The organism is Ponticaulis koreensis DSM 19734 (assembly GCF_000420665.1).
GTDB classification, from domain to species: Bacteria; Pseudomonadota; Alphaproteobacteria; order Caulobacterales; family Hyphomonadaceae; genus Ponticaulis; species Ponticaulis koreensis.
The window spans coordinates 56,958-79,583 of sequence record NZ_ATVJ01000002.1; the positions used below are offsets into that span (position 1 = coordinate 56,958).

Sequence of the window (22,626 nt, forward strand, 5' to 3'; positions counted from 1 at the left end):
TTTTTTATTGAAATCCTGTAGCGTTACTGACCAATCTGGCCCGGATCGCGTTGTTGTTGAGGCAGAGCTACGCGGCCGACATTGCCGAAAATCTGCTCTAGCAGCCCAAGCTCGCGACCACGTGTCGGCGTCTCGCGTGACGCGTAGTTGATGACGCGGCCGTCTTCCTGATCGTATTGGAGAACCTCTTCCACGACATCGTCTTCGCCGAATCGGATGGCAACGATCGTGCGTTCAACAACGCGAGGATGGTAGAATGCGAAACGTTCACGTGTCGCGCTCAGGTAAATCCATGTATTGTCGTCGAACAGGCTGGTTGTGGACGGAGAGCCAAGGCTGCCGAGCACGGTCGAACGGTTGTCTGTGCCGGGCGTGATATCTGCCGGAGCGATTTCATCAGCCACATAACCCTGATAATCTCGTGTCGCGTTTGCGCACGCAGACAAAAGCGCTGCAGAAGCAAGTACAAAGAATAATTTGCGCGCCATGGGGCTTCTCCTATCTTCCGGCATGAACTAACGGGACTGATAGCCGTTTGGCAAGCGAAGAGCGTATATATGATGTTTTTGTCACGATTGTTTTCACAGAAGTCAGGACCGAAGTCTGTCGCGGCCCGACTTTTTGACCAGCTGAACCGTCAGTCGCGTCAGATTGAGCTTTTTGCGGAAGGGCGTGTACCCGATACGTTTGAAGGGCGTTTTGAGGCAGTCACGCTACATGCGGCCATTTTGATGCGTCGCTTGAAGCTCGCTGGACCATCCGGTGCACGCGTCGCGCAAAAACTATTCGAGAATATTTTTTCCAATTTCGATTATGCATTCAGAGAAGCCGGTGTTGGCGATCTCATTGTCGGAAAGAAGATGCGGAAACTGGCGGAAGGGTTCTATGGTCGCATCAGAGCATACGAGTCAGCTTTCGAAGGCGAGGGCAGCATCGCTGAGGTCATCTCCCGCAATTTAATGGTAGATGCATCGGCAGAAGACTTGCAGGCGGCGACCCGTTATACCGAAGCGGCTGTCGCCGCATTGGACGCGCAATCAGAAGACAGCCTTTTTGCAGGAGAGCTCGACTGGCCCGCTGCGACCGAATTTTTCTCCGGATAGACACACTTACGGGCTGGTTATATGGCAAACTGTTGCCTAAAAGCTCATCCGAACCAGTAAAGAAGGCATTTTTAGCATGACAGCTGAAACTCTCGTACTTTCAGTGGATGCCATGGGCGGCGATCATGCCCCCGAAAGCGTGATGCGCGGCGTCGCGCTGCTGGCTGCCGAAGGCCGTCCTGTGAACTTTCTCCTTCATGGGGACGAAGCTCAGCTGCGTCCTTATCTGGATGCTGATCCTAAGCTCGCGCGTGTTTGCGAAATTGCGCACACGGACAAGGCTGTTTCCATGGACGCCAAGCCTAGTCAGGCTCTGCGCGGTGGAAAAAACTCCAGTATGTGGAATGCGCTGCAGGCGGTGAAGTCCGGAACTGCGCACGTTGCTATTTCCGCGGGCAATACCGGCGCGCTGATGGCTATGTCCAAGCTTGTTCTGCGCATGGTGCCAGGGGTGCATCGTCCGGCACTTGCGGCCAGTTGGCCTAGCCCGCGTGGTGCAAGTATTGTGCTGGATGTCGGCGCCAATGTTGAAGCTGATGCTGAGCAATTGGTCGAATTCGCGATTATGGGCGCAGCCTACTCCAAAGCGATCCACGGAAAAACTGATCCGAGCATTGGTCTTCTGAACATCGGCTCTGAAGAACTGAAAGGTATCGAATCAGTTCGACAGGCCGCCGAAATGCTCAAGGGCAATGAGTTCGGTCTGAACTATTATGGTTTCGTGGAGGGTAATGACATCTCGATGGGCACGACTGATGTCGTGGTCACGGACGGCTATACAGGCAATATCGCCCTCAAAACTGCAGAAGGGACGGCGAAACTCGTCGGAGGATTCGTCAAAGAAGCGCTGACCAGCTCTATCCTGTCCAAACTTGGTGCAGTTCTGGCCCGTGCAGGTCTAAAGCAGCTTAAACAGCGTCTTGATCCCGGAAATGTAAACGGCGGTGTATTCCTGGGCTTGAACGGAATTGTGTTGAAGAGCCATGGTGGTACGGATGCAGAAGGTTTTGCGACGACGCTTCGTTTGGCCTATAGCGTTGGAAACAGTACATTTCATCAGGACGTAGAAGCCAGCCTGTCGCGTTTTCAGGCCTCACACCCTGAAGCCGAGGAAGCGGTCAGCACATGAAACAAGTCATTCGCGTAACCGGTGTCGGAAGCTATCTGCCAAGCAGAATTCTGACAAACGAAGACTTGTCGCGTATGGTCGACACGAACGACGAGTGGGTCAAAGCTCGTACGGGTATTTCCCAGCGACATATTGCTGATGATGGTCAGTTCACATCAGATCTGGGTGCAGAGGCTGCAAAAGCTGCGCTGAAAGCTGCTGGCCTCACGGCGGACGACATCGACCTTCTGGTCTGTGCGACGGCGACACCGGACTACACGTTCCCGTCTACCGCAACGATCATCCAGAACAAGATCGGCATGCGTCAGGGCGCGGCATTTGATGTGGGCGCTGTTTGCTCAGGGTTCGTATTTGCACTGGCGACAGCCGATGGCCTGATGCGCAATTCCGGCTTCAAAAAAGCGCTCGTGGTTGGGGCAGAGACATTCTCGCGCATTCTTGACTGGTCTGATCGAACCACGTGCGTTTTGTTCGGCGATGGCGCCGGTGCCGTTGTGCTTGAGGAGGATACTGCCGAAGATGATGCGCAAATCGGTCTTCTGGGGCACAATCTACGAACAGATGGTTCGTATAAAGACCTTCTCTACGTAGATGGCGGGCCGTCGGTGACACAGACAGTTGGTCATCTGCGCATGATCGGCAATCAGGTTTTCAAACACGCAGTTGTCAATATTTCCAGCGCGGTAGAGAACCTTCTGACGACGACTGGCGTCGATCATAACGAAATCGACTGGTTTGTGCCTCATCAGGCGAATCAACGCATTCTTGATGGTGTCGCAAAACGATTATCCATAGACTCAGCAAAAATTGTGTCTACTGTTGGTAAACACGGTAATACTTCGGCGGCTTCAGTCCCCTTAGCGCTGGCAGAAGCCATTGATGATGGCCGTGTAAAGTCAGGTAACCTGGTTCTGACGGAAGCGATGGGCGGCGGCTTCGCCTGGGGAGCAAACCTCTTCCGTTTGTAAGAGTTTCGTTAAGGAATCGGGTGTTTTCTGTTAATGCTGTTAAGGAGGTGGGAGTGCAGCACGATAAGGCGGTCACCCGAGCCGAGATCATGGATTCACTGGTACGTGAAGTTGGTCTGACCCGGCAGGACTCAGGAGAATTACTCGAGCGTGTGCTCGAACTGATCTCCGACGATCTCACAGATGGTCAGACAGTTAAGCTGGCCCGCTTTGGAAACTTTGTCGTGCGTGAGAAAAATGCGCGTATGGGGCGTAACCCCAAAACTCGCATTGCCGCGGAAATCTCGGCCCGTAGGGTTGTCGCGTTCCGCCCTTCTCCTCTCCTCAAGCAGCGTGTGGATGACTCTCTGAATAAAGATTAGGGACAAATAAAATGACCAGCGCAAACGGCACCGTCACCAAGTCAGCAACTGCATTTCGTTCGATTGGTGAGGCTGCTAAGGAGCTCGGGCTCCCGACGCATGTTCTTCGTTTCTGGGAAACAAAATTCTCAGCTCTGAAGCCTGTAAAACGTCGCGATGGTCGTCGAATGTATCGTCCCGAAGATGTGGATACGGCTCGTGCGATCCAGGCTCTGCTGCATGATCAGGGCCTGACCATTAAAGGCGCGCAGAAAGTTATCCGGGAGCAGGGTGTGTCTGCTGTTCTTGATGGTGGCGTTCGTCTGGGGCAGCCGATCCGCGAAGTGATCGATCCGTCTCAGTTCAATAGTCCGGCTGCTAATCCGGTTCAAAACCTTCAGAAGACAGTGAATGACGTCGTCGAATCAGGCGTGTTTACATCGACATCTACAGCCGTGACCGAAGATCGTCTCTCAAGCCTGCTTTCAGAGCTCGATTCTGTAAAATCACGTCTCGATGCAGTGCTGGTAAAAGACGCGGCCTGATCTAACCTACGTAATTCTTGCGCCCCTTAGCTGGAGTGATTTATATCTGCGCCTCTCTGATATCGGAGCGTAGCGCAGCCCGGTTAGCGCACCGGTCTGGGGGACCGGGGGTCGGAGGTTCGAATCCTCTCGCTCCGACCAGAGATTTCCCAAAAATGCCAGCCGGCCCGCGGTTATTCGCGAGGCCGGTTTATTATGTCTCGCAGAAGATTGCGCGCAGCGTCTTCGGGCGTAGGCGCTTCTTCCGCGTTTGTCGTCTCAGACTCGGTTTCAGTGGCGGCGTCTTCAGACGTCTGATTTTCGGAAGACTCATCGGTGCGGTTACGGTTGATGCCCAAAGCATCGCCGATTAGCCCGCTCACTGCGTCATCGCCCAGTCTGGACCTTGCTTCATCCTCAAGTCGGCTTCGGACGGCGCCGGCAGCAAGATCAGCTATGAATTCTGTGTCGAGGCTGCCGCGGGGCGATGCCCATCCGCCTGTAATGGCCAGAGGAATGCCGTAACCTTCAAAACCATTATCGGCGCCTGTCGCACTCGTCAGAGCACGCGGATAGAAGTGAATGTCCAGGGTTTGGTTGTAGAGGTCAATCTCGCCTTCCGCGGTCGCACGAAGAAACGGCGCGACCAGATTCATCGTCGAAATCTCAGCGACGCCTTCTCGTATGCGCCCTTCAAGAAGAAGCGATGAGAAGTCTGTTTCAGCTTCTGGTGAAAGCGCGTCCGGCAAGGTGCGTGTTTCAAGGAATGTCTGAGCGCTTCGTAGAAGCTGGGGCAGGTTGATTCCGAGAATTGCTCCATCTGCGACGTCGGCACGGTATGTGCCGTCCATTGAGCGAATGAAATCAGCTACGCTTCGGCCTGTCATTTGAATATCTGCATCGATGGATGCGACGCCTTGCAGGACTTCCTGGCCGGTAAAGAAGCGGACGAGGGCGGCCGCGGTGATGCCGGAGCCACTAGCCTTCACGTTCAAAGCGTTAGAACCATCCGCGCGTGATGCGAGAACCAGATCTGTATCGAGGCGTCCGGAATAGAACGGATCTATATTGCCAGGTCGGCCCGAACGGCCACCTTCCGGTGGAATAGAATCAAGACTGCCTGTGAAGCGTCCGTTTGAAAGCTCGCCATCCACGACAACATCAAGGATGCGAGCCCGCGAATCTGTAAGTTCGCCGATAGAGATATCGAATGAGCCGTTCAGGGTGTGCAGGAAACTCAGATCAATCGGGTCTTCGCTCCAACCGCCTTCAGCTGGAGCTTCGTTCTCGCTTACGCGGCTTTCTGAAAGGTATGGACTGATGTCCAATGTGGGAATCGCAAGCGTCGCATTAATGACAGGAACATTGCCGCGTAGATTTGCGAGAATTGTCCCTGAGACATCAATATCGTCCAGCTGTAGAGTATCGATATTTGCTCGGGTGCTGCCATTCTCATTAAGCAGCGTGATGTCTGCCGCGAAATGATCGAGTGCACCAGCCTGCATCGGAGGTAGGTCTATCTCCATCGCTTTAAGGAAGCGTTTCGGGTCTGATGAACGACTTGAGATTTGACCTGTGACGACGGGCATGTTGCCGCCCAGCGTGATATCGCCGCTAAACTCAGTCTCCAGATTTGAGGCGTTCTGAGATGCGGAAAGGCTCGATATCTGTAAAGCGCTTACTGGGCCGACGACTCTGCCTGACGCATGGATGCGCCCCAATGCGGTGAGATTTTGGTCGACCTGAATGTTTGCGAAATTTGTGAGCGCCTGAAGATCATTCGAAGAGAACTCAAACTGTCCATTGACGCTCGGATCTGCGTCCAGAACGGCATTACCCTCGAATGAGAGATCCAGGAGTTGCGATGATACGTTCGCTTTTAAGTCTGTCGGCGCTCCGGACGTCAGGGCATTCACTGAGGACAGGGACGCGCTGATATCAAATCGCTCGTAATTGATGGTGATGTCGCCATCAATGGAGGCGGGAGCATCAAGGCCATCGAGTCGCGCGATAAGATTTATCGGGTTTGCGTCGTAAGTGGTGCCCGATACCTCATCGACATATTGCACGCGCATATTGGTAAATTCAGCACGAGGAATGATTGCGTCAAAAGATTGAGCTGTTTCGGCGGGAGCGTCTGATTCTTCTTCCGTCGGTTCAGGCGATTCTGCTGGAGTGAAGGTCCAATTGTTTGAAGTGGCTGTACGTTGGTGAAGAAGGATTTCTCCGCCATCAAAACGCAGCGAAGCGATTTCTACGCGGCGTGAGAAAAGCGGTAACCACTTAACGGCAACGCTCAAGCTATTTGCGCGCGCAAAGTATGGATCATCAAAACCTTCGGCGTTTGCGATCTCGACATTCTCAATCGTTGCGCCCAGTTGCGGAAAGATTGTGATGCTTGGATCAGACGCCAGTGTCACGTCCCGTCCCAGCATGGCTTCCAGCTGCTCTTCAGCGACGCGCCCATATGTTGAAGCTGGAATCAGAAACGGCGCAGCAGCGACGACGCCGATGACTACGACAAATGTGGCGAGCAGGCCGAAGAGGAATTTTTTCAATGGGGCCTCCGTTCAGGGCGGGCTGAATACCCTAAAAAGATAAGCTCCAATCGCGGCTTTTAAATGACATTCAAAAGAAGTGCGAAAAAATTGATTTTTGTGCTTGACCCAATGAGCTGAGTTACGTATTCACCGCGTCTCCAAACGGTGAGCGGGTGTAGCTCAGTTGGTTAGAGTACCGGCCTGTCACGCCGGGGGTCGCGGGTTCGAGCCCCGTCACTCGCGCCATTTGGAAAAACAAGAAGCCGCTCCTTCGGGGGCGGCTTTTTTGCTTTTTGGACGATCGGAATGTGCGGCGCTAAATGAACGCGCGCACGTCCGACATGAAGCGATCAAACTGATCGTGGTGCAGCCAGTGACCTGCGTTTTCATACAGCTTTACTTCGGCGTTTTTGAAATAATCGATACGGCCGTCTTCGGCGGGGTTCGATGCCCAGCTGTCTGCGCCATACAGGAGCAGTGTCGGGCAGGTGATTGCCCCCCAGAGCTTGTGCAATTCCTCCATCGGAATATCGAACGGTGGCCAGACACGGAAATAGTTATCGAACTTCCACGAATAGCTTCCGTCTTCGTTCTGGGAAATGCCGTGGATGGTGAGGTGTTTAGCCTGTTCGGCGGATAAATAGCCGTTCTCTTCTTTCATGCGCTGATAGGCTTCATCCAGGCTGGTATATTTTCTCGGAGTTCGGCCTGCTGCGCCGCGTTTGTCGTCCACCCATTTGCGAATCCGGTCAGCGTAATCTTCGTTCTCGCGTTCTTTGAGAAACTTCGGTGACGGGCCGAGGCCTTCTATGGCAACAATACGCCGGACACTTTCTGGATAGAGCCCAGTGTAGCGCAGCGAGATGTTCCCGCCATAGGAGTGAGAGACGATCGTCACCGGTGCGAGCTTCTTCTGATGAATCAGCTGCGCGAGATCATAGACGCAGGTCATTACGTTATACGTGCCGTCAGTTGACCATTCGCTGTCTCCATGACCACGGAGGTCAGGTGCGATGACGTGCCAGTCGTGACGAAGCTCTTCGGCTACCCAGTCCCAGCTGCGGCAGTGGTCGCGTCCACCGTGAAGCAAAATCAGGGGAGGGGCATCAGGGTTGCCCCAGTCTACGTAATGCAGGCGAAGGCGCTGCGAATAGTAGGTATGAGAAGTTGGTCCGTGGATCATATTTCAATGATGTCCCTAATAAGATGCGTAATGTCCAGATAACAAAAGTTGATGCCGAGACGCGTTTCCGGGGAATTACCCTGACAAACAGCGCCATTTCTATTGAAAGAGGGCGTGGACACGGGCGATTCCATGTGACATACACCGCCGCTGATCTTCGCGATGGAACCGTATTTGGACGGACCTTCGCTCCCGCTTTCTAGAACGCGCCGAAATCCGGCGGACCTGAGGAATACAATGGAAGTCAAAGAGACGAAGTCAGAAGGCCTTAGCCGCGCCTTTGAAGTAACAATTCCAGCGAGTGAGCTGTCTGAGAAACTTGACGCCAAGATCGAAGAAATTCGCCCGCAAATGAAACTGAAAGGCTTCCGCCCAGGTAAAGTTCCTGCTGCGCACGTGAAGCGTATGTATGGCAAGTCCATCATGGGCGACATTATTCAGGAAGTCGTCACAAGCACATCTCAGGAAGCGCTCGACGAGCGTGAACTGCGCCCGGCTCAACAGCCTTCTATCGAACCTGTCTCTGACATCGAGAAGGTCGCTGCTGGCGAAGAAGACCTGACCTACACAATGTCTGTAGAGATCATGCCTGAGTTCGAAACGTCCGACGTTTCTGCGCTCGAGCTTGAGCGCCCGGTTGCTGAAGTCTCTGACGAACAGGTTGATGATGCGCTCGGTCGTCTTGCTGAAAACAACAACAAATACGAACCACGTCGCAAAGGCTCTAAAGCCAAAGACGGCGACGCAGTCGTTATGGACTTCGTTGGCAAAATTGACGACGAAGCGTTCGAAGGTGGTTCAGCTGAGAACCAGACAATCGTTCTCGGCCAGGGCCGTTTCATTCCGGGCTTCGAAGAGCAGCTCGTGGGCGTGAAGGCCGAAGAAGAAACAGAACTGAATGTCACATTCCCGGAAGATTACCCTTCTGCGGATCTGGCAGGCAAAGAAGCTGTCTTCGAAGTTAAAGTTCACGAAGTTCGCGAACCGAAAACGCCGGAAATCGACGACGAGTTCGCTCAGAACTTCGGTCTGGAAGACCTTGAAGCGCTTAAGAAAGTTATTCGTGAGCAAATCGAAGCCGAGCACGCGTCTATGTCTCGCGGCAAGGTGAAGCGTGCGCTTCTCGACAAGCTGGACGAAGAGTACAGCTTCGAGCTTCCGGAAGGCATGGTTGAAGCTGAATTCAACCAGATCTGGTCTCAGTTCGAGCGTGAAAAAGAAGCTGGCAACCTCGACGACGAAGACAAAGACAAGTCTGAAGACGAGCTGAAAGTCGATTACAAGAAAATCGCTGAACGCCGAGTTCGTCTTGGTCTCGTCCTCGCAGAAATTGGCCGTAAAGCCGAGCTGGTCGTGTCTGAGGAAGAAGTTGCTCGTGCACTTAACCAGGAAGCGTCACGCTATCCGGGGCAGGAAGCTCAGATCATCGAATTTTATCGTAAGACCCCGGGCGCGCTCGCTCAGATTCGTGCTCCTATTTACGAGGAAAAAGTTGTTGATCACATCCTCGAGCAGGCAACGGTTACAGACACAACTGTTTCCCGTGAAGAGCTTGAAAAAGAAGACGACATCTAATCGTTTTCTATCGGTAGATTTTTTGGAAAGCGGGCTGTTCTTGCAGCCCGCTTTTTTCATGCAGCGCCTGCGAAATTACGCTTTTTGTCCGCGATCAATTAACCGGATCGTGAGTAATTTGCCAAACAACAAGAAATCATGACAGAATCACTTGCGGATTCGGGAAAGCACCTCAGATAGTAGTGTCGAGAGACACATATGATACGAGAAAGATATTAGACATGTTGAACTCCCCTGAAATCGCGTTGAACCTCATCCCGAGCGTCGTTGAACAGAGCAGCCGTGGTGAGCGCGCGTACGACATCTTTTCTCGTCTTCTCAAAGAGCGCATCGTCTTCGTGAGCGGGCCGATTGAAGACAGCATGGCGACCATCGTGACGGCTCAACTGCTGTTCCTTGAGTCTGAGAACCCGAAAAAAGATATCGCGATGTATATCAACTCGCCGGGCGGTATCGTGTCTTCAGGTCTCGCGATTTACGACACCATGCAGTACATCCGATGCCCGATCACGACGGTCTGCATCGGCCAGGCTGCGAGCATGGGTTCTCTTCTGCTGGCCGCTGGCGACAAGGATTCGCGTATCGCGCTGCCAAACGCTCGCGTGATGGTTCACCAGCCTTCAGGCGGTTTCCGCGGGGTGGCTTCCGACATTGAGCGCCATGCGGAAGAGATTATTGAACTCAAGCAGCGTCTCAATGAGATCTACGTTAAGCACACGGGTCAGGATTATGACACTATCGAGCGGACGCTCGACCGTGATTCATTCATGACGGCTGAAGAAGCTCGTGCCTTCGGTATCGTCGATAAGGTTTTCGAACGTCGCGATAGCGATGCAGCGGACGCAGAATAAGCTTCGCCTCGCGAAGCGGGTATTTTGACATCATCGGCGCTCGGCGAGAAAAACACTTGCTGGCCGGGCGTGCATATGGTCGATTAACTGAGTTTAGGGAACGTCTCGTAAACTCTCTTGCGCCATGATGAGTATTAAAACAGGCGCGAAACCGTCGAATTAGGATGGGGAAACGTCTCCACTGAGGTCTCGATGAATAAACCACCGCAATCTACTGACAGTAAAAACACGCTCTATTGCTCCTTCTGCGGCAAGAGCCAGCATGAAGTGAAAAAGCTGATTGCCGGGCCTACCGTGTTTATCTGCGACGAGTGTGTTGAACTCTGCATGGATATTATCCGTGAAGAGAACAAGTCAGCGATGGTTCGCTCTCGTGAGGGCGTTCCGACACCGCAAGAAATCTGTGACGTTCTCGATGATTACGTGATTGGGCAAGAACAAGCTAAGCGCGTGTTGTCGGTCGCTGTGCATAACCACTACAAGCGTCTTTCTCACGGTTCGAAAGATAACGAAGTCGAGCTTTCGAAATCTAATATTCTGCTCGTTGGTCCAACAGGTTGCGGTAAAACGCTTCTGGCGCAGACGCTGGCGCGCATTCTGGACGTGCCATTCACAATGGCGGATGCAACGACTCTGACTGAAGCTGGTTATGTCGGTGAGGACGTCGAAAATATCGTTCTGAAGCTGCTACAGGCGGCTGACTACAACGTTGAGCGAGCGCAACGCGGCATCGTTTACATCGATGAGATCGACAAAATCTCGCGTAAATCCGACAATCCGTCCATAACTCGCGACGTGTCAGGTGAGGGCGTCCAACAGGCGCTTCTGAAAATCATGGAAGGCACTGTTGCATCAGTTCCTCCACAAGGTGGCCGTAAACATCCGCAGCAGGAATTCTTGCAAGTCGACACAACGAACATTCTGTTTATCTGTGGCGGTGCTTTTGCTGGTCTCGACAAAATCATTACGGACCGTGGTGACAAAACCTCAATCGGCTTCGGCGCCAATGTGAAAGCTGAAGAAGATCGTAAAACAGGTGAAGTTCTTCGTGGAACAGAGCCTGAAGACCTTCAGCGCTTTGGTCTGATCCCGGAATTCATCGGTCGTCTGCCGGTCATCGCGACGCTCGAAGATCTGGACGAAGACGCGCTTATCACTATTCTGACCGAGCCGAAGAACGCGCTCGTGAAGCAATATCAACGTCTCTTCGATATGGAAAATGTTGAACTGACGTTCCGCGACGACGCGCTCTCTGCGATTGCAAAGAAAGCGATCACTCGCAAAACGGGTGCACGTGGTCTTCGTTCGATCATGGAAGCGATCCTGCTGGACACTATGTTCGAACTTCCGAACCTGCATGGTGTCGCCGAAGTCGTCATCAATGCTGACGCGGTCGATGCGAGTGGAAAGCCGATTTACGTGCATTCCGAGCGTGAACAGGATCAGGGCGAAGCGTCCTGATACCGCTCTTAAGCATGCGTACTGACATTGCTGATAATATCCTGAAGGGCAGAGCTTGAAGCTCTGCCCTTTTGACGCCACATCAAGTGTCAAGGAGAGCTGTTTGTCCTGCCAGACCTGTCAGCGACATAGGGCTCTGAATAAACCGGAGACATAAAATGACGATCACAAAAAAGCTGCCGGTATTGCCGTTGCGAGACATTGTCGTCTTTCCGAACATGGTCGCGCCGCTGTTTGTCGGCCGCGAAAAGTCGGTGCGGGCGCTCGACATTGTTGAGGACGGTGAGAACGAGATCATGCTGATTGCTCAGCGTGATGCGACCGTTGATGAGCCTGTTGCCGAAGATCTCTACGCGATTGGTACTGTTGCTACTATTCTACAGCTTCTGAAACTACCTGACGGCACTGTGAAGGTGCTGGTAGAGGGTAAATCGCGCGCCAAAATGGTCACGCTTGAGGATCAGGGTGATTTCTTCGAAGCTGAGGTCGAGCTTCTTGAAGACGATACCGAGGCGAATGAAGAGGTCGAGACACTGGCGCGCGCTGTTGTTGAGCAGTTCGAAGGCTATGTGAAGCTAAACCGTAAGGTTCCGCCTGAAGCTGTCTCATCAATTTCTGAAATTGAGGACCCGTTGCGTCTTGCTGATTCCGTCGCAGCGCAGCTGTCTGTGAAGCTCAATGAGAAGCAAGCGCTGCTTGAGCTGAACAACGTGACAGAACGTCTGGAACGTGTTTTCTCTCTCATGGAAGGCGAGATCGGTATGCTCCAGATGGAGCGTAAGATCAAAAACCGCGTCAAACGCCAGATGGAGAAGACCCAGCGCGAGTACTATCTGAATGAGCAAATGAAAGCCATTCAGAAAGAGCTGGGCGATCAGGATGACGGTCGCGATGAACTCGCTGAACTCGAGCAAAAGATCGCAGAGAAGCCTCTCTCCGAGGAAGCTAAATCGAAGGCCGAACAGGAGCTTAAGAAGCTTCGCCAGATGAGTCCGATGTCGGCTGAATCTACGGTTGTTCGCAATTATCTGGATTGGATTCTTGCTCTGCCATGGGGCGAGAACAAGGAAGTTGCGACTGATCTGATGAAGGCTGAAGAGGTTCTCGACGGAGACCATTACGGTCTTGAGAAAGTCAAAGAACGTATTCTCGAATACCTCGCTGTTCAGGCGCGTACATCCAAGGTCAAAGGTCCGATCCTGTGCCTCGTTGGCCCTCCGGGTGTTGGTAAAACCTCACTCGGCAAGTCTATAGCGGAAGCAACGGGCCGTGAGTTCGTGCGCGTATCGCTAGGTGGTGTACGCGATGAATCTGAAATTCGAGGTCACCGTCGCACCTATATCGGCTCAATGCCGGGGCGGATCATTCAATCTCTGAAAAAAGCGAAGACGAACAATCCGCTCTTCCTTCTCGATGAGATCGACAAGATGGGCATGGACTATCGGGGGGATCCTGCGTCTGCGCTTCTGGAAGTGTTGGACCCTGAGCAGAATTCGACGTTCAACGACCACTATCTGGAAGTCGACTATGACCTTTCCAATGTGATGTTCGTGACAACAGCGAATTCGCTCAATATGCCTCAGCCTCTTCTGGACCGCATGGAGATTATCTCGATCGCCGGTTACACAGAGGATGAGAAAGTTGAGATTGCTAAGCGTCATCTGCTGCCGAAGATTGAAGAAAATCACGGCCTCAAACCAGGCGAGCTGACAGTCGATGATAGCGCGATCCGTGATGAAATCCGCTATTACTCTCGCGAGGCTGGCGTTCGTAATCTTGAGCGCGAGCTGTCCAAGATTGCCCGTAAAGCGGTTCGCAAGCTGATGCAGCATGACGACGACGCGATTGTAGTTGATGCCGAAAACCTCGGTGACTTCGCGGGTGTGCGTAAGTACCGATATGGTCTTGCCGACAAGGAAGATCAGATTGGTGCCGTCACAGGCCTCGTCTGGACGTCCGTGGGCGGCGACCTTCTCACGATTGAAGCGGTCAAAATGCCAGGTCGCGGCAAAATGACGGTCACCGGCAATCTGAAGGACGTCATGAAGGAATCGATTTCTGCAGCAAGCAGTCTGGTTCGTTCACGCGCAGTGCCATTTGGTATCCGTCCGGATGTCTTTAATCAGACTGATATCCACGTCCACGTTCCAGAAGGCGCCGTCCCTAAGGATGGCCCGTCTGCCGGTATCGCAATGACAACGGCGATCGTATCGCTCCTAACGGCGAACCCGATCCACAAGGATATCGCTATGACGGGTGAGGTAACTCTTCGTGGCCGTGTCCTGCCGATTGGTGGATTGAAAGAAAAACTCCTCGCGGCTCACCGTGGCGGCGTTCGCAAAGTGCTTATCCCGGAAGAGAATCTGAAAGATCTCGCCGAGATTCCAGATAATGTGAAGAATGATCTCGAGATCGTTGCTGTTAGCGACATTAATGAGGTTCTGGAGCACGCGCTTACGAAATCACTCAGTGAAATCGAGTGGAGTGAGAAAGATCAGGCAGCGCTTCAGGCGAGCCTCACTGGCCGGACAGACGGCGGACCTGATCAGGCGCCGACCACGCATTAAGCGCTAAGCCAGATTAATTGAGATAGCCCCCGCAGTTCGTATTGCGGGGGCTATTTTTTAGAGATCGTGAAGGGTTGCTCTTTGTTGAGCGAGGGAATGCGTCCACGAACGGTACCGACTTCAGCCGTGTCGATTTCCGCGAGAATCACATCTTCGCCAACCGTGGTGCTCTCGGCGATAATTTGGCCCCATGGATCAATCACAAGCGAATGGCCGAATGTTTCACGACCATCTTCGTGTAAGCCGCTCTGGGCGGGCGCGATAACATAGCTTCCTGTCTCTATAGCGCGCGCACGAAGAAGCGTATGCCAATGCGCTTCGCCCGTCACTTTAGTGAACGCGGCCGGGCAGGTGAGAATCTGTGCCCCGTTCTGTGCGAGCTGTCTGTAGAGGTGCGGAAATCGCAGGTCATAACAGATTGAAAGGCCGAGCGTCGCATGAGGCGTCTCTGCCAGAACCGCTCTTTCACCGGGCCGATAGGTATTCGATTCGCGGTAGGTTTGACCGTCGCCGACCTCAACATCGAACATGTGAATCTTGTCATAGGTCGCAATCAGCGATCCTTCGGAGCTGATAAGGCAGGAGCGATTCGCCATTCGCTCATCATTCTCAGCCTTGAAGGCGAGAGACCCGATAAGGAGGGTAACGTTCAGGTCTTTTGCCAGATCCTGGAATGCCTTCAGCAGGGGATCTTCGGATTGGGCATAGATGGTGGCGCGTCTGTCGCCGGCCTTGATATTCATGCAGCCTGTCATTTCAGGCGTTGCGATGAATTGCGCGCCGGCACTAGCCGCGCGCTCGATCAGGCGCGTGGCGCTTTCTAGATTTATCTGCGGATCAATACCTGTCGTCATCTGTACGCAGGCGGCAGTAAAACGTCCCATAAGCATCCTCGATAGTCTGGTTGTTCAGACTAAACGTAAGCCGCTTCTGTACAAAGTTTTGTTTTGGGAAGGGCTGGCTCCGCGAGTAGGACTCGAACCTACGACCGGGCGATTAACAGTCGCCTGCTCTACCAACTGAGCTATCGCGGAACAGCGAGAGGGCCGATATAGCCATCTGAAGTTCTGACGTCAAACGCCAATTTCACTTTTTTTGCAAAAAAAAGGGCGGGAGCGAACTCCCGCCGAGGCGTTGGGTGATGGTGGGGTGTCTTCAAAGGAGAAGACAGTATTTAATTCCCACGATTCTCTTAACGAGACGTAAATGGAATAAGGCGGTTCTGTGCCTATTCGTTTGCTTTAATGTTTGGAAATGTCTCAAAAACAGGGCGCATAAGGCTATAAACGTTAATGCGCTCTGGAGGCCCCGCCCGGAATCGAACCGGGGTACACGGATTTGCAATCCGCTGCGTCACCACTCCGCCACAGGGCCTCGGAGCAAGGGTGTCTAAATGCTCAAGTCAGACACAAACGTCAATGGATAATGCGCGATCAGGTGCATTTTTTATTGCACGTGGTTGGTGATTGGCAAACCTTGGTGCTGTAAGCTTGTTCCGTGTAAAAGCTGTGGTAAGAGCTTCACTATCAGACAGAGGTGAGTCCCGTGGATTTGAATATTGCCCGCCGCAAAATGATCGATTCCCAAATCCGTCCGAATGACGTGACGGATGAGCGCGTCATTCAGGCGTTTGAAAAGGTCCAGAAGGAAAACTTCGTTCCCGGCGCTATCAGCGAACTGGCCTATTCAGAAGCGGAACTTGAGACGGTGGAGGGTCGTAAGCTCTGGCTCGCACGCGATCTCTCAAAAATGCTGCAAGCTCTGGAAGTGAAGTCTGACAATCTCGTTCTTGTTGTCGGTGCCGCAGAAGGTTACGCCTCTGCGCTGCTCAATGAGCTCGCGGACACTGTTATCGCTCTCGAAGAGAATGAAGAGGTCGTTGAGAAATCATCAGACCGGGTCGTGTCTCTGGAGCTGGATCGTATCGCATTTGTAAAAGGTAGCCTGAAAGACGGGTATCCGAGCGAAGGTCCTTATGACGTTATCTTCGTTAACGGAATGGTTGAGTACGTGCCAGATGCATGGCTCGATCAATTGTCTGTTGGCGGGCGTCTTGGTGCTGTCATTGGTGACGACCGTAATGGCCAGGCGCGTGTCTATAAGAAATCCGCCAAAGCGGTCTCTTACAACGCCGAATTCGAATGCGTTCCTCCAAAACTTCCTGAGATCGTTCAGGAGAAGGGCTTCGTATTCTAATTTAGTGAACACTGTTCACTTTTTGCGTTTTGTATGAGACACCTCTGTTTCAGAGGAGTCTCGGCTATGCGCTTTTCAAGCATTTTCCTAGGTGTCGCTGGTTTAGCGATCGTCCAGTCTGCACATGCGCAGACAGTTCAGGATACGATGCAGAATGCAATTCAGTATCACCCTGCCATTGAAGCGGCAGAGATTGATATTGAACTGGCATCAGAAGCGCTGATTTCTGCGAGGGCCGCGCGGTCCATTCAAATCTCGGCAGGGGTGACGTCCCAGCTACAATCCCAATCGACAGACCGGGCGTTCGGAATTGATATTGGCGAGACCTGGGTCAATCAGGCGAGCGTGGAAGCGTCTGTGCCATTGTTCACCTCCGGTGAGATCCCTGCTGGTATTGCTCAGGCGGAGCATGCTTTGGACGCAGCGCGATATGCGTTGTCCGCACGCAGACAGGATGTTCTGGCATCTGCCATCGAGGCTCATCTCAATGTAGATTTCGCGCGGCGCGCGGTTCGCATACGGGAGCGAAACCTCGATAGGCTTCGCCGCCAGTTTGAGGCTGCCGGTGACCGTTTCGAAGCGGGTGTCGTGACACGGACCGATGTATCTCTTGCTGAGGCGCGACTGAGAGGGGCTGAGGCGGAATTATCGGCAGCAGGGGCGGCACTAACCGCTGCATGGGCGCAGTATAGCCGTTTGACGGGGCAAGGCGAGGGAACGCTTGCCGCGGTAACTCAGAGCGATCTTAATGAGCTTCCCTCGTCACTAACTGAAGCGTTGGAACTCTTGCGCTTGCAGAACCCTACACTGAGCCGGTTCAGCGCACTTGAGCAGCTTGCAGGCGCTGCAGTTCAGGTTGCAGAGAGCCAGAGAGGTGTTCGTGTGGAAGCGTTTGGTAGCGCTGCGCTGCAAACCGGCACATGGGATAATGATTTCAATGACAGCAATGCGGTTCTCGGTGCGCGGGCTCGTATCCCGCTCTACACAGGCGGGCGCCTCGAATCTGCAGTCCGACAGGCAAATCTGAACCGGCAGCAACTCCGCTATCAGCGAGAGGATACTCGTTTAAGCCTGACTGCTGCGCTTTCAGAGGTCTGGGCGGCTCATATAGCTGCGCAGTCCGGGGTGGTTGCTGCGACGCAAGAGATCGAAGCGAATCGCACGGCGCTTGAAGGTGCTGAGATTGAAGTGAGTGTCGGTCTGCGTACCACACTGGATCTGCTGGATCAGGAACAGCAGCTCCTCGAATCAGAATTGCGGCTCGCCGACGCAGAGCGCAGCGTTTATGTGACAGCCAGCCGAATTCTCGCCCTATTGGGGAGTTTGTAGCGCGGAGTTAAGGCATCTTAACGATCCGTTATCCAAAGCAGAAAATATTTGTGTGCTGACGCAGGGGTATTCTTTAATTATATTCCGTGTTCTTGTGAGTTTTTAACCCGATTGATTGGGACAAGGAAAATGGCAGCGGACGAAGCCCAAAACGAACCGACGATGGAAGAGATTCTCGCGTCGATCCGGAAAATCATCTCTGAGGATGATGAACCTGAGCAGGAATCTGCTGTCGAAGAGTCTGCTGGCGACGACGTTCTCGAACTGGATATGGAAGCGGAGATGGAACCGGAGCCAATGATGGCCGAGGAACCAGAGCCGGAGCCGGAACCTGAGATCGAGTTTGAAGAACCGGTTATGGAAGAACCGGAGCCGGATTTCGAAGACGACGATATCGTTGCCGTGGAAGAACCTGAGCCAATGCCAGAACCTGCTCCGGCGCCGCGCTTCACTGCGCCGCCAGCGGATGATGGTGACGCGCTTCTGGAAGACGAAGTCGCGGGCAAAGCTGCGGGCGCGCTCGGTCAGCTTATGGGCAGCATGGCAATCGGCAATGGTGCGACGCTCGAATCTATCGTGCGCGAACTGCTTCGCCCTATGCTGAAAGAATGGCTGAACGAGAACCTTCCGGGGATCGTCGAAGCAAAAGTGGAAGAAGAAGTGAAGCGCATCAGCCGAATGGCGCGTTAAACTCGTCTCTGCATCTCGATTTATCAGAACGGGCGCGCTAGGAGACTGGCGCGCTTTTCTTTATGTGGACCATATGATCGACCAACATTTCAACCCGACCGAGTCTGAACAACGAATCTATAAACGGTGGGAGGAGGCCAATGCCTTCGCGCCGGACATGGACAGCAGTGCTCAGCCATACTGTATCGTGATCCCGCCGCCGAACGTCACGGGCGTTCTGCATATGGGGCATGCGCTGAACCACACGCTGCAGGATGTTCTCATCCGGTTCGAGCGCATGCGCGGAAAGAAGGTTCTCTGGCAGCCCGGTACAGACCATGCGGGCATCGCGACTCAGATGGTTGTCGAGCGCAAGCTGGCTGCTGAAGGCAATCAGGACCGCCGCTCAATGGGCCGTGAAGCCTTCATCGAAAAAGTCTGGGAATGGAAAGAAGAATCCGGCGGTAAAATCCTTGAGCAGGATAAGCGTCTTGGATCGTCTTGTGACTGGTCACGCGAGCGCTTCACCATGGACGAAGGGCTTTCCAAGGCTGTCCTGAAGACTTTTCTCGATCTCTACAATGACGGCCTGATTTATCGCGATAAGCGCCTCGTAAACTGGGACCCGCAATTCCAGACGGCGATTTCTGACCTTGAGGTCGAGAACAAAGAAGTCGACGGCCATATGTGGCACTTCAAATACCCGCTCGCAGGTGGTGCGACGTACACATATGTCGAGAAGGACGAAGACGGAAACGTCATCCTCGAAGAAGAGCGCGACTATATTTCCATCGCTACAACACGTCCTGAAACCATGCTGGGCGACGGCGCGGTTGCTGTGCACCCGAGCGATGAGCGCTATGCATCGATTGTTGGCAAACTCTGCGAAATTCCTGTCGGACCGAAAGAGCATCGCCGTCTCATTCCGATCATCACGGATGAGTACCCTGATCCGGAATTTGGGTCTGGCGCGGTGAAGATTACCGGCGCGCATGACTTCAATGACTATGGCGTCGCGAAACGTAATGGCATTCCTTTGTATGCGCTGCTCGACGAAGTCGCGGCTATGCGAAAAGACGGCTTGCCCTACGCGGAATCTGCTGCGAAAGCTCAGGAACGTTCAGATATCTGGATCAAGATGTTCGAGGAAGGCGATTCTCGGTTCCATTCTCCGGCGGGCAAAGACGCAGCTGGCGATGTTTCTGAGATCAATCTGGTTCCTGAGGAATATCGTGGTCTTGATCGTTATGACTGCCGAAAGCGGGTCGTTGAGGCGATTACCGCCGAAGGTCTCGCTGTGATGATCGATGACGGCGAGGGTGGCCAAAAGCCTCTCGTTGAGAACAAGAAGATCATGCAGCCATTTGGCGACCGGTCAGGCGTCGTGATCGAGCCAATGCTTACCGATCAATGGTATGTTGATGCCAAAACGCTCGCGCAGCCAGCTATTAAAGCTGTGCGCGATGGTAAGACTGACTTTGTTCCTGAGAACTGGTCAAAGACATACTTCCAATGGCTGGATAACATTGAGCCATGGTGTATTTCCCGCCAGCTGTGGTGGGGGCACCGGATACCGGCTTGGTATACAGCTGATGGTGAGATTGTCGTCGCGGAAAATGAAGAGGCTGCTTATGCAGCGGCTCGCGCCAAGCATGGTGCCGACGTTACGCTGACGCAGGATGAAGACGTTCTCGACACCTGGTTCTCTTCGGCGCTCTGGCCGTTCTCCACGCTCGGCTGGCCTGATAAGACACCAGAAGTGTCTGAATTCTATCCTGGCGCCGTGTTGATCACCGGCTTTGATATCATCTTCTTCTGGGTAGCCCGCATGATGATGTTTGGCCTCAAATTCATGGATGAGGTCCCTTTCAAAGACGTTTATATCCATGCGCTCGTCCTCGATGAGACTGGTAAGAAGATGTCGAAGTCCGAGGGTAACGTGCTCGACCCGATCGATATTATCGATGGTTGCGACTTGCAGGTTCTTGTAGACAAACGTCTGCGCGATGCGCGCACGGATGATAAGGGTAAGCTTAACCAGATCGAGCAGAAGACACGTCGCCAGTTCCCGGAAGGTCTTCCGGCCTGCGGAACGGATGCGCTTCGTTTCACGCTGGCATCTCAAGCGGCGCAAGGGCGCGATATCCGCCTCTCAATTGACCGTATCGTCGGGTATCGGAACTTTGGCACGAAGCTCTGGAACGCCGCGCGTTTCTGCCAGATGAACGAATGCACGCTCTGGAAGCCTGAGGAATTCGAGCCGAAAGCGCTGACCCAGCCAATCAACCGCTGGATTGTCAGCGAGCTGTCTCAGGCAGTTCAGTCGGTAACGGCAAGTCTCGAAGGCTATCGCTTCAATGATGCGTCTATGGCGTGCTACCGGTTCATCTGGAACACGTTCTGCGACTGGTATGTCGAGCTGATCAAACCGCTTCTGAATGGTGAAAACGAGCAGGCGAAATCCGAGACCCGCCAGACGGCCGCGTGGGTGCTCGATGAAACGTTGAAAATGCTGCACCCGTTCATGCCGTTTGTAACCGAAGAACTGTGGGACCAGCTTGCTGAATTCGGCCCGGGTCGTCCTGGCTTCCTCATGCTGCAAAGCTGGCCTGCTCTAGACGCGTCGTTTGAGGATGAATCAGCTTCCGAAGAAGTCGATTGGGTCATCGGTTTTATCACTGAAATCCGTGCTCTCCGCGGCGATCTCAATGTTCCGGCAGGTGCAAAGCTGAAGCTGGCACTTGTTGATGCCAGACAAGAAATTGTTCAGCGTGCGCGATCTTATGCGCCATTGATTGAACGTCTTGCGCGTCTCGAAAATATCGCGTTTGCAGCAGAAGTGCCTGACGGCGCAGTTCAGTTCGTCCACAGCGGTACACGCGCAGCGCTCGTTGTAAGTGATGCTCTGGATATCGAGGCTGAGAAGGCGCGTCTTACAAAAGAGCTTGCCAAAATCGACGGCGAGATCACCAAGATTGAGAAGAAGCTCGGGAATGAGAACTTCATCTCAAAAGCCCCTGTTGAGGTGATTGACGAACAAAAGTCCCGTCTCGCAGAGTATGTCGAGAAGAAAGACAAGCTTTCCGGTGCACTGAAAAGCTTTAAAGATATGGCCTGATCCTTCAGGCCGTATCGTCAGACATCTATTGGGGACGTAGACATGACGAATTCGGACGCACAGCAGGATGCGTTGAGAGCGCGACTGGCAGAACTGCCTAAAGACTTCGCGTATTTTGCCGATGTTTATGAAAGCGATCTGCGACCTGTTCTGGAGGCGCGTGAAGCGGAGCGGAAGAATGCTCTGGATAGCGCTAAAAAGAACAGCGTGATCGGTATAGCTATTGCGGCAATCGCTGCAGTGATTGGCTACGGTGTCGTCAAGGTCGGAGCCGTCGGCATTATAGGCATCATCATCGGCTTTATCGTGGCCGGTTGGGGCTATCCGAAGGTCAATGAGATTGCCAAACAGACGAAAGAATTTCTGATCACACCGATCGCAGAGCGTCTTGGGCTATCTTACAATTCCGGTGCTTCGCTTAAAGCTGAAGAGCTACTTATGCAGTCGCGTGAACTCAAAGTCGTGCCCGGCTGGGACCGTAAAGAGGTCAGCGATGAGTTTGTTGGTGAGCGCAATGGAGTTCGATTTGAATTTTTTGAGGCGCATCTCGAAGAAAAGAGAACGACCCGTACCTCCAACGGCAGGACGCAGACAACATGGGTCACCGTGTTTCGTGGCCAATGCTGGGTAATCGAGGCGCCGAAAACTTTTCACGGTACGACCCGTGTGTCTCGTGATTCAGGCTGGTTCAATGCGCTCGGCGCTATTGGGAATAGGTTCTCGCGCGCGAAACTTGAAGATCCCGTCTTTGAAAAAGCGTTTGAGGTCTACACCACAGATCAGGTGGAATCCCGTTATCTTTTGACGCCTGATGTGATGGAAACTTTCCTCGATCTGGAGCGGCAGTTCAAAGGCGGAAAATTTCGAGCGACCTTTGACGGGAACAGAATCTACGCGGCAATAGAAGGCGGTGATCTTTTCGAGGGCGGCGGCATGTTCAGCCGGATCGACGACCCTGAGCGTGTTGGTGACCTTTTGGCAGACATTGCGACTGTTTTTCATCTCGTTGATGTCCTCGGCAAGAAATAGTCACAAAATCGGTCGATTTCCTCTGTCTAACGGAAGTTGAAGC

General features: G+C 53.3%; 18 protein-coding genes and 4 tRNA genes. 16 read left to right on the plus strand and 6 right to left on the minus strand.

Features of this window, described 5'->3' with window-relative positions; all coding sequences use genetic code 11:
- Nucleotides 1-23: 23 nt before the first annotated feature.
- Complete coding sequence (locus G523_RS0112100) at nt 24-488, minus strand: outer membrane protein assembly factor BamE (protein ID WP_022695332.1); 465 nt, start codon at nt 486-488, stop codon at nt 24-26.
- 69 nt (nt 489-557) lie between these two features.
- Between G523_RS0112100 and G523_RS20410 the strand changes: the two genes are divergently transcribed.
- The 6 genes from G523_RS20410 to G523_RS0112130 all read left to right on the plus strand — a co-directional run bounded on the left by G523_RS20410 (nt 558) and on the right by G523_RS0112130 (nt 4,227).
- The gene (locus G523_RS20410) at nt 558-1,103 is read left to right on the plus strand and encodes a ubiquinol-cytochrome C chaperone family protein (RefSeq protein ID WP_022695333.1); all 546 of its coding nucleotides are present in this window, start codon (nt 558-560) and stop codon (nt 1,101-1,103) included.
- Nucleotides 1,104-1,179: 76 nt separating this feature from the next.
- Nucleotides 1,180-2,232, plus strand: coding sequence for a phosphate acyltransferase PlsX (gene plsX, locus G523_RS0112110; RefSeq protein WP_022695334.1), 1,053 nt, complete (start codon nt 1,180-1,182; stop codon nt 2,230-2,232).
- Nucleotides 2,229-3,200: a beta-ketoacyl-ACP synthase III gene (locus tag G523_RS0112115; RefSeq protein ID WP_022695335.1), complete on the plus strand. Its 972-nt coding sequence runs from the start codon at nt 2,229-2,231 to the stop codon at nt 3,198-3,200. Before plsX ends, G523_RS0112115 begins: the two co-directional genes overlap by 4 nt.
- A 53-nt stretch (nt 3,201-3,253) precedes the next feature.
- Complete coding sequence (locus tag G523_RS0112120; protein ID WP_022695336.1) at nt 3,254-3,562, plus strand: integration host factor subunit alpha; 309 nt, start codon at nt 3,254-3,256, stop codon at nt 3,560-3,562.
- 11 nt (nt 3,563-3,573) lie between these two features.
- Entirely contained in the window at nt 3,574-4,086 is a 513-nt protein-coding gene (locus tag G523_RS0112125; RefSeq protein WP_022695337.1) for a MerR family transcriptional regulator, read from the plus strand.
- A 63-nt stretch (nt 4,087-4,149) separates the two neighbouring features.
- Nucleotides 4,150-4,227, plus strand: a tRNA-Pro gene (locus tag G523_RS0112130).
- A gap of 32 nt (nt 4,228-4,259) precedes the next feature.
- Here G523_RS0112130 and G523_RS0112135 read toward each other — a convergent pair.
- A complete protein-coding gene (locus G523_RS0112135) occupies nt 4,260-6,623 on the minus strand; it encodes an AsmA family protein (RefSeq protein ID WP_022695338.1) in 2,364 nt (787 codons plus the stop codon).
- Nucleotides 6,624-6,774: 151 nt separating this feature from the next.
- On the opposite strand from G523_RS0112135, the gene G523_RS0112140 reads away from it, so the two are divergent.
- A tRNA-Asp gene (locus G523_RS0112140) sits at nt 6,775-6,851 on the plus strand.
- Between the two features lie 70 nt (nt 6,852-6,921).
- Here the strand turns inward: G523_RS0112140 and G523_RS0112145 are convergent.
- Nucleotides 6,922-7,788: an alpha/beta fold hydrolase gene (locus tag G523_RS0112145; protein ID WP_022695339.1), complete on the minus strand. Its 867-nt coding sequence runs from the start codon at nt 7,786-7,788 to the stop codon at nt 6,922-6,924.
- A gap of 237 nt (nt 7,789-8,025) precedes the next feature.
- On the opposite strand from G523_RS0112145, the gene tig reads away from it, so the two are divergent.
- The 4 genes from tig (at nt 8,026) to lon (ending at nt 14,242) form a co-directional block, all read left to right on the plus strand.
- Nucleotides 8,026-9,363, plus strand: coding sequence for a trigger factor (gene tig, locus G523_RS0112150; RefSeq protein ID WP_022695340.1), 1,338 nt, complete (start codon nt 8,026-8,028; stop codon nt 9,361-9,363).
- Nucleotides 9,364-9,584: 221 nt separating this feature from the next.
- Complete coding sequence (locus tag G523_RS0112155; RefSeq protein WP_022695341.1) at nt 9,585-10,214, plus strand: ATP-dependent Clp protease proteolytic subunit; 630 nt, start codon at nt 9,585-9,587, stop codon at nt 10,212-10,214.
- 192 nt (nt 10,215-10,406) lie between these two features.
- On the plus strand, nt 10,407-11,675 hold the full coding sequence (gene clpX, locus G523_RS0112160; protein WP_022695342.1) for an ATP-dependent Clp protease ATP-binding subunit ClpX: 1,269 nt from the start codon (nt 10,407-10,409) through the stop codon (nt 11,673-11,675).
- A 158-nt stretch (nt 11,676-11,833) separates the two neighbouring features.
- On the plus strand, nt 11,834-14,242 hold the full coding sequence (lon, locus tag G523_RS0112165) for an endopeptidase La (RefSeq protein ID WP_022695343.1): 2,409 nt from the start codon (nt 11,834-11,836) through the stop codon (nt 14,240-14,242).
- Nucleotides 14,243-14,292: 50 nt separating this feature from the next.
- Here the strand turns inward: lon and G523_RS0112170 are convergent, their stop codons facing one another.
- The 3 genes from G523_RS0112170 to G523_RS0112180 all read right to left on the minus strand — a co-directional run bounded on the left by G523_RS0112170 (nt 14,293) and on the right by G523_RS0112180 (nt 15,616).
- The gene (locus G523_RS0112170; protein WP_022695344.1) at nt 14,293-15,126 is read right to left on the minus strand and encodes a carbon-nitrogen hydrolase family protein; all 834 of its coding nucleotides are present in this window, start codon (nt 15,124-15,126) and stop codon (nt 14,293-14,295) included.
- Between the two features lie 74 nt (nt 15,127-15,200).
- Nucleotides 15,201-15,276, minus strand: a tRNA-Asn gene (locus tag G523_RS0112175).
- A 266-nt stretch (nt 15,277-15,542) separates the two neighbouring features.
- A tRNA-Cys gene (locus G523_RS0112180) sits at nt 15,543-15,616 on the minus strand.
- Between the two features lie 171 nt (nt 15,617-15,787).
- On the opposite strand from G523_RS0112180, the gene G523_RS0112185 reads away from it, so the two are divergent.
- From G523_RS0112185 to G523_RS19190, 5 genes are all read left to right on the plus strand, one after another.
- Nucleotides 15,788-16,438: a protein-L-isoaspartate O-methyltransferase family protein gene (locus tag G523_RS0112185; protein WP_022695345.1), complete on the plus strand. Its 651-nt coding sequence runs from the start codon at nt 15,788-15,790 to the stop codon at nt 16,436-16,438.
- A gap of 66 nt (nt 16,439-16,504) precedes the next feature.
- A complete protein-coding gene (locus tag G523_RS0112190) occupies nt 16,505-17,767 on the plus strand; it encodes a TolC family protein (RefSeq protein WP_022695346.1) in 1,263 nt (420 codons plus the stop codon).
- 129 nt (nt 17,768-17,896) lie between these two features.
- Nucleotides 17,897-18,457 (plus strand): PopZ family protein, encoded by a 561-nt coding sequence (locus tag G523_RS0112195; RefSeq protein WP_022695347.1) that lies wholly within the window; start codon nt 17,897-17,899, stop codon nt 18,455-18,457.
- A gap of 73 nt (nt 18,458-18,530) precedes the next feature.
- Entirely contained in the window at nt 18,531-21,554 is a 3,024-nt protein-coding gene (locus G523_RS0112200; RefSeq protein WP_022695348.1) for a valine--tRNA ligase, read from the plus strand.
- Nucleotides 21,555-21,596: 42 nt separating this feature from the next.
- Nucleotides 21,597-22,583: a DUF3137 domain-containing protein gene (locus G523_RS19190; RefSeq protein WP_022695349.1), complete on the plus strand. Its 987-nt coding sequence runs from the start codon at nt 21,597-21,599 to the stop codon at nt 22,581-22,583.
- Nucleotides 22,584-22,626: the final 43 nt, after the last annotated feature.

Excerpts from the sequence above, each read along its gene's own strand:
- G523_RS0112100 (WP_022695332.1), bottom strand. The coding sequence starts at position 488 with ATGGCGCGCAAATTATTCTTTGTACTTGCTTCTGCAGCGCTTTTGTCT.
- G523_RS20410 (WP_022695333.1), top strand. The coding sequence starts at position 558 with ATGATGTTTTTGTCACGATTGTTTTCACAGAAGTCAGGACCGAAGTCT.
- plsX (WP_022695334.1), top strand. The coding sequence starts at position 1,180 with ATGACAGCTGAAACTCTCGTACTTTCAGTGGATGCCATGGGCGGCGAT.
- G523_RS0112115 (WP_022695335.1), top strand. The coding sequence starts at position 2,229 with ATGAAACAAGTCATTCGCGTAACCGGTGTCGGAAGCTATCTGCCAAGC.
- G523_RS0112125 (WP_022695337.1), top strand. The coding sequence starts at position 3,574 with ATGACCAGCGCAAACGGCACCGTCACCAAGTCAGCAACTGCATTTCGT.
- G523_RS0112145 (WP_022695339.1), bottom strand. The coding sequence starts at position 7,788 with ATGATCCACGGACCAACTTCTCATACCTACTATTCGCAGCGCCTTCGC.
- tig (WP_022695340.1), top strand. The coding sequence starts at position 8,026 with ATGGAAGTCAAAGAGACGAAGTCAGAAGGCCTTAGCCGCGCCTTTGAA.
- G523_RS0112155 (WP_022695341.1), top strand. The coding sequence starts at position 9,585 with ATGTTGAACTCCCCTGAAATCGCGTTGAACCTCATCCCGAGCGTCGTT.
- clpX (WP_022695342.1), top strand. The coding sequence starts at position 10,407 with ATGAATAAACCACCGCAATCTACTGACAGTAAAAACACGCTCTATTGC.
- lon (WP_022695343.1), top strand. The coding sequence starts at position 11,834 with ATGACGATCACAAAAAAGCTGCCGGTATTGCCGTTGCGAGACATTGTC.
- G523_RS0112170 (WP_022695344.1), bottom strand. The coding sequence starts at position 15,126 with ATGGGACGTTTTACTGCCGCCTGCGTACAGATGACGACAGGTATTGAT.
- G523_RS0112190 (WP_022695346.1), top strand. The coding sequence starts at position 16,505 with ATGCGCTTTTCAAGCATTTTCCTAGGTGTCGCTGGTTTAGCGATCGTC.
- G523_RS0112195 (WP_022695347.1), top strand. The coding sequence starts at position 17,897 with ATGGCAGCGGACGAAGCCCAAAACGAACCGACGATGGAAGAGATTCTC.
- G523_RS0112200 (WP_022695348.1), top strand. The coding sequence starts at position 18,531 with ATGATCGACCAACATTTCAACCCGACCGAGTCTGAACAACGAATCTAT.
- G523_RS19190 (WP_022695349.1), top strand. The coding sequence starts at position 21,597 with ATGACGAATTCGGACGCACAGCAGGATGCGTTGAGAGCGCGACTGGCA.